Consider the following 12,311-nt stretch of genomic DNA (forward strand, 5'->3'; position numbering starts at 1 on the left):
AGTTTGTCAATTAAATTGTTGGATTGATCATTGATAAGTAAGTTGTGTGATATGATTTCCACTACAGTGTGACTCGCTTTCCATGGGGCGAGAATTCTTTAGCCTCCTCGGCGTGCGCCTGTGGGGTCTTTAGCCTTCCCGCTAATCCCATAGGAGCCTGGCACCCTTTCGTTCCAATCAACTTCTTTTTTAAAAAAATAATCTTAAAAACAATAGAATCGTCAATTGAACGAATGAATTACCCTTTATTGATCAAATTGTAACTTATAATGACGACTTACACATCTTTACAAATATTGATCGTCAAAAGAGAAAATATTATAATTTTTTCAAGTTAGTTCACCCAAAATCACTTGTTTATTTATCCTTGAAAAGAAGAGTTAGATTAACTAAAATCAACGAACTTATCAGTAATCATTACTTAGTTTTCTAATTATCGTTTAAAAAAGCTGTCTGCACATGTCTATAAAGGACATGTGTGCTTTGTTTTTCCTAGATTTTTTGTTCAACGTATTTCATCCAATCCTCTACCTGCTATCAATTCTAAAATTTTTTCATTGAAAATATAACCATGTTCTTTTATGATTTTAAAAAACATGGAAAAGAGATGGTAAATATGGGAGTGAGAGTTAAGGTTGTTAAAAACGATTTAAAGTATGCAGAGCAGGTATTTAAGTTATCATCAGATCCAGGTGTGAAAGATGTATTAGGAATAAAAGTAGATAATATTGAGGATACAATTGGATTTATTAACTATATTGTTGATCAGGAATTAGAAGGTAAAGTAATAAATCGGATAATATTGAATGAGGAAGATGAAGTAGTTGGTATAACAAGTTTAAAGCACATTGACCGAAGAGATGGAATTTGTCATATAGGTACTTGGATTGGGGTTCCATATTGGGGGCAAGGATATAATGAAGCCTCAAAAATTGAAATTTTAAAAATTGCTTTTAATGAGTTAAAAATGGACTATGTTTTTGCTGGTGCAAAAGAGTCTAATATTAGATCAAGACGTGCACAAGAAAAGTTGGCTTATATGACAATTGGTGTTGAGATGGAATTTCCAAAAGAACTAACAATCATTGAAAAAGAAGCAAAAACTAAATGTGTATTGAATGTAGTTAAGAGAGAAGAATTCCTAAAATTTTTAATACATCACATAATTTAATTGAAAACCTCCATACTATTATCAGTATGGAGGTTTTTTATGGACGGGTTAAAGTTAAAATGGATTTATCGGTTATGTTTAATTTTGTTAATTGGATTAGTTGGAATTGTTTTTTATTATTTAAAACCGGTTTATTTACATATTGTAATTAGTGTTTTAAAATCGATGGTTCCATTTTTGATTGGATTAATAATTGCCTATTTGTTACATCCAGCAATTGAATTCATTCATAAAAAAGGGATAAAACGAGTATTTGCGATTTTATTGATCTATTTATTATTTTTTGGGGGTTGTGTACTAGGACTTTATTTACTACTCCCTATTTTTAAACAACAATGGCAAGATATTTTAAAATCCTTCCCTAAAGTAATGGCATTATATGATACTTTTTTATCAAAAATAGAACGAAAGACTTCAAGAATGCCAATTTTTATTCATAATCGAATTGATTTAATGATTAATGGTGCTGAAAAATCAGGGTTATCATTATTGAATAAATCTGGAGAATGGATGAAGCAATTAGTAAATAATATTATTTCACTCTTTATCATTCCATTTATCGTATTTTACTTTTTAAAAGACTATAAGGTCTTATCGAATATGTTTTGGAAAATTATCCCTTATAAATGGCGATACGAAACAAAAGGTTTAGCAAAAGAACTTAATAATACATTTGGAAAATATATTCGAGGTCAAATACTTGTATGTTTTTTACTTTTCGTATTAGCAACAATATTTCTTTGGATTATTCGAATGAAATATGCACTAGTATTAGGAGTGATTATAGGCATAACAGATATAATTCCGTATTTCGGACCGGTTATTGGAGCTGTGCCTACTCTGTTTCTAGCCGCTTCGGAAGGGACAAGTTTATTAATTCGAGTAGGTATTGCATTAATTGTTTTACAATTGATCGAAGGGAACGTCCTTTCTCCGCTCATAATTGGAAAGTCAATTCACACTCATCCGGTTATTATTATGTTTTCTTTATTAGTTGCAGGTGAAATAGCTGGTTTTATAGGTTTGTTAATTGCCGTTCCAGCATTAGTCGTCATTATTTCAGTTATTCGCTATTACAGTAATAGAAAAGAACGTCTCTCAACTTGACTTTCATTTTTGACAATGATACTATTTTTTCATACAATTTATATTTGCAAAATTTTGAAGGAACAAGTATGTCACTAAACCATTTAAGCTTACGCAAAAGAGAGAAGTTTCCTAGGCTGAAAGAAACTTTAATGAAGGGTGACAGAAAAGCTACTCCTGAATGCAGCTAATCACTGACGCGTCAGACCACGTTACGGTCTCTTGAGGTGATGAATAGACTTCGAGGCAGTAATTTGCCTAAGCAATATGCTTTCTATTCATAATCAGGGTGGTATCGCGAGTACATCTCGTCCCTGTTTTAGGGACGGGATTTTTTTGTTTTTATAACATTATAAATTTATTAAATGGAGGTTAATATAATGAAAAAGCTAACTGCTGCTCAAATTCGCCAAATGTACTTAGATTTCTTTAAAGAAAAAGGTCACTCTATTGAGCCAAGTGCATCTTTAGTACCAGTAGAAGATCCAACTTTATTATGGATTAATAGTGGTGTAGCGACTTTAAAAAAATATTTTGATGGTCGAGTAATTCCAGAGAATCCAAGGATAACAAATTCACAAAAATCAATTCGAACAAATGATATTGAGAATGTTGGAAAAACAGCTCGTCACCATACATTTTTTGAAATGTTAGGTAATTTCTCAATCGGAGATTATTTCCGTGAAGACGCTGTTACTTGGGGTTGGGAACTTTTAACTTCATCTAAATGGTTTGGTTTTGAAAAAGAAAAATTATACGTGACTGTATATCCTGAGGATAAAGAAACGTACAATTTATGGATTAAATTAGGGTTAGACCCTGAGCATATTATCCTGTTAGAAGGTAACTTCTGGGAAATTGGTGAAGGACCATGTGGACCATGTACAGAGATTTTCTATGATCGTGGGACAAAATATGATCCAGAAAACATTGGGATTAAGTTATTAAAAGAGGATTTAGAGAATGATCGATATTTAGAAATTTGGAATATTGTATTCTCTCAATTTAATTCAAAAGAGGGCTTAGACCGCAAAGAATACCCTGAATTACCAAACAAAAACATTGATACTGGAATGGGCTTAGAACGTATGGCAAGTGTACTACAAGAAGTAGACACAAACTTTGACACTGATTTGTTTATGCCAATTATCAATGTAGTTGAAACAATCTCAGGTCAAAAATATCGAAATGGACAATTAGATCAAGATACTGCTTTTAAAGTAATTGCTGATCATATTCGTACTGTATCATTTGCTGTTGCAGATGGCGCTCTTCCTTCAAATGAAGGTCGTGGATATGTACTACGTCGCTTAATCCGTCGTGCTGTTCGTTTTGCTAAAAAATTAGGAATTGAACGTCCATTTATGTTTGAACTTGTGCCAGTTGTTGCAGAAATCATGGAAAGCTACTATCCAAATGTGAAAGAAAAAGTACCTTTCATTCAAAAAGTGATTAAAAATGAAGAAGAGCGTTTCCATGAAACATTACATGAAGGATTATCACTTCTTACAAATGTAATGAAGGATGCGAAAGCAAAAGGAAGTACTGTAATTAAAGGTGAAGATGTTTTCCGTCTTTATGACACATATGGATTCCCAATTGAATTAACAGAAGAATATGCAGAAGAAGAAGGATTAACAGTAGATCATGACGGTTTTGAAGTTGAAATGGAAAAACAACGTGAGCGTGCACGTTCTGCAAGACAAGATGTTGACTCAATGCAAGTACAAAGTGAGGCACTTCGTGAAATCAAGGAAACTTCAGCTTTTGTAGGTTATAGCGAAGGTTCAGTTGAATCTAAAGTTCTTGTTCTAGTGCAAGACGGAGAAAGAGTTGAAGATGTAGCAAATGGTGAAGAGGCTCATTTAATTCTTGATGTAACTCCTTTCTATGCTGAAAGTGGAGGTCAAATTGCAGACCGTGGAACTTTAACGGCTCCTGGATTAAAGGTAGAAGTGCTTGATGTTCAAAAAGCTCCAAACGGACAAAATTTACATCGAGTGAAGGTTGTTGAAGGTGCGTTATCAGTTGGTGCTAAAGTTGAATCAACAATTAATAAAGCTAACCGTTCAAGTATTGTAAAGAACCACACAGCTACTCACTTATTACACCAAGCATTAAAGGATGTACTTGGAACTCATGTAAATCAAGCTGGTTCATTAGTAAACCAAGAACGCCTACGTTTTGACTTCTCGCATTTCGGTCAAGTAACGGCTGAAGAACTAGAAACAATTGAAAAAATTGTGAATGAAAAAATTTGGGAAAGCATTCCTGTTCAAATTTCTGAAAAAGCAATTGCTGAAGCAAAAGCAATGGGAGCAATGGCATTATTCGGTGAAAAATATGGTGATGTAGTACGAGTAGTTCAAGTTGGAGATTATAGTCTTGAGCTATGTGGCGGTTGTCATGTTGATAACACAGCATCAATCGGTACATTTAAAATAATTTCTGAATCAGGAATTGGAGCTGGTACTCGCCGTATTGAAGCAGTAACTGGCAAATCAGCTTATGAATATATGCAAGAACAAATTGGTCAGCTAAAAGAAGCGGCTAGCCTATTAAAATCAAATACGAAAGACGTTGTTGCTCGTATTGAAACTTTACAATCAGATTTAAAACAAGTACAAAAAGAGAATGAATCACTTTCTTCAAAATTAAGCAATATTGAAGCAGGAAATATTAGTAATAACGTAAAAGAAGTAAATGGAGTGAAATTCGTTGCTGCTAAAGTTAATGGAGCAGATATGAATAGTCTTCGCACAATGGTTGATGATCTTAAAAATAAACTTGGATCTGTTGTTGTATTACTTGGTTCTGCGAATGAAGGTAAAGTAAACTTAATCGCTGGTGTCACAAAAGATTTAGTAGGTCAAGGATATCATGCAGGAAATTTAATAAAAGAAGCTGCTTCAATTTGTGGCGGAGGAGGCGGGGGCCGTCCTGATATGGCTCAAGCTGGCGGTAAGGATCCTTCGAAATTAGACGAGGCTGTTGCTTTTGTTGAAAAATGGATGAACACGATTTCAAATTAATACAAAAATCGTGTACAATAACAGAAATAAAAATTTTTAGCTGATTCGTAACTGCGTAATAAAAATGGTACAATGTAATTAGCTAAAAATATACGGATAAGTGGGGTGCTTTGTATGGATTCATTTGATAAAACGATGAAGTTTAGTTTGCAAGATGAAGGTCAAGATATACGAGTTAATGAAGTTTTGTTAAAGGTTCATGACGCGTTACAAGAAAAAGGCTATAATCCAATCAATCAAATAGTAGGATACTTACTATCAGGTGATCCTGCATACATTCCTCGTCATAATGACGCAAGAAGTATGATGAAAAAATTAGAACGTGATGAAATCATTGAGGAATTAGTTAAATCTTACTTACAACAACATCGTGGAGAATAATTAATGAGAGCACTTGGGCTAGATGTAGGTACTAAAACAATTGGTGTAGCTGTAAGTGATGCTCTTGGTTGGACAGCTCAAGGTATTGAGACAGTCAGAATTGATGAAGAACGTCAGAAATTTGGACTAGACCGACTAAAAGAAATCATCGATAGTTACGAAATCGAAAAAATAGTTGTAGGCTTACCTAAAAATATGAACGGAAGTATTGGAGAACGCGGTGAAGCTTGCAAGCGTTTTGGAAAAATGATTGAAGAAGAATTCAAACTTCCGGTTATACTATGGGATGAAAGACTTTCAACTATGGCTGCCGAACGATTTCTAATCTCTGCCGACGTAAGTCGTAAGAAAAGAAAACAAGTAATCGATAAAATGGCAGCAGTAGTTATTTTACAAAACTACTTGGATAGTATAAAGTGATATAGAAGAATGGAGATTGGCCGCACAAAAAGGATTACCTTACTTTGCGGCCCCTCCACCTATTCACTTTTATACTCATACATAAAAGGATTAAAATAATAGAGGTGATATAAATGGAACACGGTGAAGACAGACAAATTACAATCATCGATGAGGAAGGTAATGAGATTCTTTGTAATATTATTATGACTTTCGAATCAGATGATTATGGTAAATCATACGTAATCTATAGTCCAGTTGGACAAGAGTTTGATGAAGATGGAGATCCAATCTACCATGCATCTAGCTTCATTCCTGCAGAAGACGGTGAAGATGGAGAGTTATATCCAATCGAATCTGACGAAGAGTGGGAAATGGTTGAAGAAGTATTAAACACTTTCTTTGATGAAGAAGAAGGAGAATAATATTCTCGGATTCAAAAATGCTAATCACTTATAAAAGTGTTTAGCATTTTTTTATGTAGAAAAATTGCCGATTTTGCACTTATTTGTAGTATACTATAACGTGGAAAAGGAGGTAGGTAAGTTGTCATTTAATGATTTTGATAAAAATGGATACAAGAATACAAATAAAAAAAGCAAAGGTATGCTTATTTTTACATATTTTATTATTGCTTGTATTGTCGTAGTTGGAGCGGGATTTGCAACTTATAAATATATGTTAAAACCTGTTAATTCAGCAAACAAACAAATTAAGTTAGTAACCATCCCTGAAGGAAGCTCAGTTAATGATATTGCAGCAATTTTCAAAAAGAAAAACTTAATAAAAAATGCATCAATTTTTAAACTATATGTGAAGTTGCATAACAACGCTAGTCTAAAATCAGGGAACTATCATTTCAGTGAAAACCAAGGAGTAGCAACGATTGTAAACCACTTACAGGTAGGTGGTAAATATCAAGTTGCTGTTAAGGATTTAATGATTCCTGAAGGTTCTCAATTAAACGAGATCGCAGCGCTTATTGCAAAAGAATTTAAATTAGATCAAACAGCTGTACTAAAACAGTTGAATGATAAAGCATTTATTCAGGGACTACAAAAAAAGTTTCCTCAATTAATAACAAATGATATTTTTAAACCTGGAATTCGCTATCCATTAGAAGGGTACTTATATCCTTCAACATATATGTATGGGGATTTTACTCCAAGCTTAGAGGGTATAATTACACCAATGTTAACTGAAACAGTGAAAATATTAGACCAATATAAAACAGAAATGAGTAATAAAAAGCTTACTCCACATCAGACATTAACAATGGCCTCGTTAATTGAGGAAGAAGCCACTGGTACAACAGATCGAAAGTTAATTTCAAGTGTATTTTATAATCGTCTTAAAATAGGTATGCCATTACAAACGGATCCAACAGTTTTGTATGCATTAGGTAAACATAAAGAACGCGTATTATATAAAGATTTAGAAGTTAAATCCCCTTATAATACTTACTATGTTAAAGGGTTACCAGTAGGACCAATCGCAAGTGCTGGCGTTGATAGTATTGTAGCTGCTCTTGAGCCTGCCAAATCAGATTATTTATATTTCCTTGCTGATAAAACAGGGAAAGTAATCTTTACAAAATCGCTACAAGAGCACAATACTGAAAAAGAAAAGCATATAAAATAAAAAGTTGGAAATACTTGTATACGAAATATTAAATTCCTCAGTAGTATAAATAGTCTACTGAGGAATTTTGTAAATTTAAATATAGTGAAAGCGTTGCAACAATTCTTGGTACTAGCCAAGGGTCTTTTTTTTATGTTAGAATATTACGGGTCTAAAAAATTCAGATACTCAAGAAATTTTACTTACACCTTGTTTTTAGACAAGGTTGTATTTCTATTGGAGGCTTTATAAGCAATGAATGACGTTTTAGTTCGTCAATACTTGGCGAATTTTTATAAACATAGAGAACCTTTTATAGAAGAAATGGAAACTTATGCATTTGAGCATCATGTGCCAATTATGGATAAAGCAGGCATGGAATTTATGCTTGGTTTACTTTATTTAATACAGCCAACTTCCATTCTTGAAATTGGCAGTGCAATAGGTTATTCAAGTATTCGAATGGCAAAAGAGTTTCCAAATGTGAAGATTGTTACAATGGAGCGAAATGCAGAGAGAATTCGAAAAGCAAAAGAGTTTATTGAGCGAAGTGATTACAGTAATCGAATTCTACTTTTAGAAGGTGATGCTTTACTTTTAAAAGAAAAGTTGCCTGAAAACAGACAATTTGATGTAATTTTTATCGACGCAGCTAAAGCTCAGTATAAACGATTTTTTGAATTATATGAGCCTTTGTTATCAGACAGAGGTGTTATCATTTCAGATAATGTTTTATTTAAAGGCCAAGTTGCTGAAAGTGCGGAACTTGTTGATGATCGACGAAAGAAAGCTTTAATAAAAAAGATTCAAAATTACAATGAATGGCTAATGAATCACCCTAAGTATGATTCGACAATTATACCAATTGGTGATGGAGTTGCTATTAGTAAGAAAAGGGGAGTTAATAATGATTAAGCCAGAATTATTAGTTACGCCAACTAACCTAAATGATATAGATAAATTAGCCGATGCCGGTGCAGACGCTGTTATTATTGGTGAACAACGTTTTGGATTGCGTTTAGCGGGCGAATTTAATCGTGAAGATGTAAAAGAAGCAGTACAAATTGCACATAAAAAAAATGTAAAAGTATATGTTGCGATGAATGGTGTTTACCATAATGAAATTCTTGATGAAATTGAAGATTATATTGCTTTTTTAAGAGATGCAAATGTGGATGCAATTGTATTCGGAGATCCTGCAGTTCTAATGTCAGTACGTCAGATTGCACCTAATATGCAATTACATTGGAATACAGAAACAACGGCTACAAACTGGTTTACATGTAATTACTGGGGTAAACGTGGATCTAAACGTGCGGTATTAGCTAGAGAATTAAGCTTTGAGGCTGTCGCTGAAATTAAAGAGAACGCTAAAGTAGAAATCGAAGTACAAGTACATGGGATGACTGCTATGTTCCAATCAAAACGTTCACTTGTCGGTAACTATTTTGAATACCAAGGAAAGAATTTAGAAATCGTTCAACAAAAGAAATACGAAGAAAATATGTTCTTAGTTGACCACGAGCGCAATAATAAATATCCAATTTTTGAAGATCAAAATGGAACGCATATTATGAGTCCAAATGATATTTGTATTGTTAACGAGTTAGAAGAATTAGTTGATGCAGGTATTGATTCATTCAAAATTGACGGAGTCTTAAAATCTTCTGAATATATCATTGAAGTAACAAAACTATACAGACAAGCTATTGATTTATGTGTAGAAGACCGTGAAGCTTACGAAGAAATCAAAGACGAACTTTTCGACAAAATCGAAGCAATCCAGCCTGTAAACAGACCACTGGACACAGGATTCTTCTTTAAAGAAACGGTGTATTAATAGAAGTAGTTTAAATCATGGAATAGCAGGATTACCAGGGAATTCTAATGCAGTAATAGCAGTATGATAGAGCCTTGGACCATAGTCCTGTATTAAAGAGGAGGATTAATAATGGCAATTGGACAATTAGATAAAATAGTTGATGGCAAACGTGTAATCGTGAAGAAACCTGAGCTATTAGCACCGGCTGGTAATTTAGAAAAATTAAAAATTGCAGTAAGATATGGCGCTGATGCCGTATTTATTGGTGGTAGAGAGTTTGGTTTACGTTCGAATGCAGATAACTTCTCTTTAGAAGAAATGGCTGAAGGTGTAGAATTTGCAAATAAATTTAATGCGAAAATTTATGTAACAACAAATATATTTGCTCATAACGAAAACATGGACGGATTAGTTGAGTATTTACAAGGAATTGAAGCTGCAGGAGTTACAGGTATTATTGTAGCTGACCCATATATTATTGAAACATGTAAAGAGGCTGCTCCTAAATTAGAGGTACATTTAAGTACACAACAGTCTTTATCAAATTATCGTGCTGCACAGTATTGGAAAGAAGAAGGATTACATCGATTAGTATTAGCACGTGAGACAAGCTATGAAGAAATTAAAGAAATCAAGGAAAAAGTAGACGTAGAAATTGAAACATTTATTCATGGAGCAATGTGTATTGCTTATTCTGGCCGTTGTACTTTGAGTAATCATATGACTGCACGTGATTCGAACCGTGGTGGCTGCTGTCAATCATGTCGTTGGGATTACGATTTAGTTCAAACTGAGTCACAAAATCCGGATGCTTCAGAAAATGCTTTATTTGCTGAAGAAGATGCACCATTTGCAATGAGCCCTAAAGATTTAAATTTATTACGTTCAATTCCTAAATTTATTGAAATGGGTGTAGATAGTTTAAAAATTGAAGGACGTATGAAATCAATTCATTACGTAGCAACAGTTGTATCTGTATACCGTAAAGTAATTGATGCATATTGTGCTGACCCAGAAAACTTTGAATTTAAAGAAGAATGGGTTGAAGAACTAGATAAATGTGCAAATCGTGACACTGCTTCTTCATTCTTTGAAGGGTTCCCAGGAATGAAAGAACAAATGTATGGAAATCATAGCAAAAAAACAACGTATGATTTTGCAGGTCTTGTATTAGACTATGATGAGCAAACAGGTATCGCAACAATCCAACAACGTAACTACTTCAAACCAGGTGACCAAATTGAATTCTTTGGACCTGAAATTGAAAACTTCAAACAAACAGTTGGTGTAATTGTTAATGAAGAAGGAACGGAAGTAGACGCTGCAAGACATCCATTAGAGATTGTAAAAATTAAAGTGGATCAAAAAGTTTATCCTTACAACATGATGAGAAAAAAGTTAGTTTGATAAGAAAGAGGGATTGAAGTATGGGGAATAAGCCCATTGTAATTGGAATTGCTGGAGGGACTGGCTCTGGTAAAACTTCTGTAACAAAAGCAATCTATGATCAATTTAAAGGTCATTCAATTTTAATGATTCAGCAAGATTCTTATTATAGAGATCAAACGCATTTACCAATGGAAGAAAGATTGAAAACAAATTATGACCATCCATTAGCATTTGATAATGATTTGTTTATTGAGCATATAAAAGATTTATTGCAATACAAAGCAATTGAAAAACCTGTATATGACTATACAATTCATACAAGATCTTCAGAAACAATCCCTGTAGAACCAAAAGAAGTTATTATTTTAGAAGGTATTCTAGTATTAGAAGACGAGCGTTTACGTGACTTAATGGATATAAAGATATTTGTAGATACGGATGCTGACTTACGAATCCTTCGTCGAATACAACGAGATATTAAAGAACGTGGAAGAACAGTTGATTCTGTAGTAGATCAATATGTAAATGTTGTACGCCCTATGCATAATCAATTCTGTGAACCATCAAAGAAATTCGCAGATATTATCATACCAGAAGGCGGTCAGAACTTTGTGGCTATTGATTTAATGGCTACAAAAATTCAGACTATACTTGAAAGAGTAAGTGTATTATAATACGTTCATATGAGAGAATAATTCCTAAAAATAATTTTGGAAAGATGGAGAAGCGTTCACTTCTTCATCTTTCTATATAAAAGAATGCGTTTTCATAAGTTGAATGTTTCATTAATTATTCTCATACACTGTTTGTACAACTATATTGTATAAACATATATTAGAAGTTCTACATAAAGAAACGGTGGATACTAAAAGGAGTGTACAAAATGGCTAACGAAAAAAAATTCCCTATGACTTTAGCTGGGAAACAAAAATTAGAACAAGAATTAGAAAATTTAAAAACAGTAAAGCGTGCTGAAGTAGTAGAGCGTATTAAAATTGCTCGTAGCTTTGGTGACCTTTCAGAGAACTCTGAATACGATGCTGCAAAAGATGAACAAGCGTTTGTTGAAGGTCGTATTACAACTTTAGAAAATATGATCCGTAATGCTGAAATTATTACTGAAAATAATGATGCATCAGATACAGTAACTTTAGGTAAATCTGTAACTTTCTTAGAATTACCAGCTGGTGACGAAGAAACTTACACAATAGTAGGTAGTGCTGAGGCTGATCCATTTGATGGTAAAATTTCAAACGATTCTCCAATCGCAAAAAGCTTATTAGGTAAAACTGTTGGTGAAGAAGTAACAGTAAATACTCCAGGTGGAGATATGCAAGTAAGAATTATTGCTGTTAAATAATTTGATTTGTTTAACAATTTAATTGTTTGAAAAAAGAGCACCCCGTCTACA

At 33.4% G+C, this 12,311-nt stretch carries 12 protein-coding genes; all 12 read left to right on the forward strand.

Annotated features, from left to right (window positions below):
* Positions 1 to 616: 616 nt before the first annotated feature.
* A complete protein-coding gene (locus B6K90_RS15500) occupies positions 617 to 1,171 on the forward strand; it encodes a GNAT family N-acetyltransferase (RefSeq protein ID WP_088013673.1) in 555 nt (184 codons plus the stop codon).
* Between the two features lie 39 nt (positions 1,172 to 1,210).
* On the forward strand, positions 1,211 to 2,278 hold the full coding sequence (locus tag B6K90_RS15505) for an AI-2E family transporter (protein WP_088013674.1): 1,068 nt from the start codon (positions 1,211 to 1,213) through the stop codon (positions 2,276 to 2,278).
* A gap of 359 nt (positions 2,279 to 2,637) precedes the next feature.
* A complete protein-coding gene (alaS, locus tag B6K90_RS15510) occupies positions 2,638 to 5,289 on the forward strand; it encodes an alanine--tRNA ligase (RefSeq protein ID WP_088013675.1) in 2,652 nt (883 codons plus the stop codon).
* Between the two features lie 114 nt (positions 5,290 to 5,403).
* Positions 5,404 to 5,670: an IreB family regulatory phosphoprotein gene (locus B6K90_RS15515; protein ID WP_056472706.1), complete on the forward strand. Its 267-nt coding sequence runs from the start codon at positions 5,404 to 5,406 to the stop codon at positions 5,668 to 5,670.
* Between the two features lie 3 nt (positions 5,671 to 5,673).
* Positions 5,674 to 6,090 (forward strand): Holliday junction resolvase RuvX, encoded by a 417-nt coding sequence (gene ruvX, locus B6K90_RS15520; protein ID WP_088013676.1) that lies wholly within the window; start codon positions 5,674 to 5,676, stop codon positions 6,088 to 6,090.
* A 113-nt stretch (positions 6,091 to 6,203) separates the two neighbouring features.
* Entirely contained in the window at positions 6,204 to 6,494 is a 291-nt protein-coding gene (locus tag B6K90_RS15525) for a DUF1292 domain-containing protein (protein ID WP_056472710.1), read from the forward strand.
* Positions 6,495 to 6,615: 121 nt separating this feature from the next.
* Positions 6,616 to 7,710: an endolytic transglycosylase MltG gene (gene mltG, locus B6K90_RS15530; protein WP_235821819.1), complete on the forward strand. Its 1,095-nt coding sequence runs from the start codon at positions 6,616 to 6,618 to the stop codon at positions 7,708 to 7,710.
* Between the two features lie 234 nt (positions 7,711 to 7,944).
* Positions 7,945 to 8,604, forward strand: a complete 660-nt coding sequence (locus B6K90_RS15535) for an O-methyltransferase (protein WP_088013677.1) — start codon at positions 7,945 to 7,947, stop codon at positions 8,602 to 8,604.
* Positions 8,597 to 9,529, forward strand: a complete 933-nt coding sequence (locus B6K90_RS15540) for a peptidase U32 family protein (RefSeq protein ID WP_088013678.1) — start codon at positions 8,597 to 8,599, stop codon at positions 9,527 to 9,529. The genes B6K90_RS15535 and B6K90_RS15540 overlap by 8 nt, the downstream gene beginning before the upstream one ends.
* A gap of 111 nt (positions 9,530 to 9,640) precedes the next feature.
* Entirely contained in the window at positions 9,641 to 10,918 is a 1,278-nt protein-coding gene (locus B6K90_RS15545) for a peptidase U32 family protein (RefSeq protein ID WP_088013679.1), read from the forward strand.
* 20 nt (positions 10,919 to 10,938) lie between these two features.
* The gene (gene udk, locus B6K90_RS15550) at positions 10,939 to 11,574 is read left to right on the forward strand and encodes a uridine kinase (RefSeq protein ID WP_056472723.1); all 636 of its coding nucleotides are present in this window, start codon (positions 10,939 to 10,941) and stop codon (positions 11,572 to 11,574) included.
* 209 nt (positions 11,575 to 11,783) lie between these two features.
* On the forward strand, positions 11,784 to 12,260 hold the full coding sequence (greA, locus tag B6K90_RS15555; protein WP_088013680.1) for a transcription elongation factor GreA: 477 nt from the start codon (positions 11,784 to 11,786) through the stop codon (positions 12,258 to 12,260).
* Positions 12,261 to 12,311 lie beyond the last annotated feature (51 nt).

The organism is Gottfriedia acidiceleris (assembly GCF_002128425.1).
GTDB lineage: Bacteria > Bacillota > Bacilli > Bacillales > Bacillaceae_G > Gottfriedia > Gottfriedia acidiceleris.

What these genes read in the sequence shown, in the direction of transcription:
- B6K90_RS15500 (WP_088013673.1), top strand. Translation starts at nt 617, where the DNA reads ATGGGAGTGAGAGTTAAGGTTGTTAAAAACGATTTAAAGTATGCAGAG.
- B6K90_RS15525 (WP_056472710.1), top strand. Translation starts at nt 6,204, where the DNA reads ATGGAACACGGTGAAGACAGACAAATTACAATCATCGATGAGGAAGGT.
- B6K90_RS15535 (WP_088013677.1), top strand. Translation starts at nt 7,945, where the DNA reads ATGAATGACGTTTTAGTTCGTCAATACTTGGCGAATTTTTATAAACAT.
- B6K90_RS15540 (WP_088013678.1), top strand. Translation starts at nt 8,597, where the DNA reads ATGATTAAGCCAGAATTATTAGTTACGCCAACTAACCTAAATGATATA.
- ruvX (WP_088013676.1), top strand. Translation starts at nt 5,674, where the DNA reads ATGAGAGCACTTGGGCTAGATGTAGGTACTAAAACAATTGGTGTAGCT.
- greA (WP_088013680.1), top strand. Translation starts at nt 11,784, where the DNA reads ATGGCTAACGAAAAAAAATTCCCTATGACTTTAGCTGGGAAACAAAAA.
- B6K90_RS15545 (WP_088013679.1), top strand. Translation starts at nt 9,641, where the DNA reads ATGGCAATTGGACAATTAGATAAAATAGTTGATGGCAAACGTGTAATC.
- alaS (WP_088013675.1), top strand. Translation starts at nt 2,638, where the DNA reads ATGAAAAAGCTAACTGCTGCTCAAATTCGCCAAATGTACTTAGATTTC.
- B6K90_RS15505 (WP_088013674.1), top strand. Translation starts at nt 1,211, where the DNA reads ATGGACGGGTTAAAGTTAAAATGGATTTATCGGTTATGTTTAATTTTG.
- B6K90_RS15515 (WP_056472706.1), top strand. Translation starts at nt 5,404, where the DNA reads ATGGATTCATTTGATAAAACGATGAAGTTTAGTTTGCAAGATGAAGGT.
- udk (WP_056472723.1), top strand. Translation starts at nt 10,939, where the DNA reads ATGGGGAATAAGCCCATTGTAATTGGAATTGCTGGAGGGACTGGCTCT.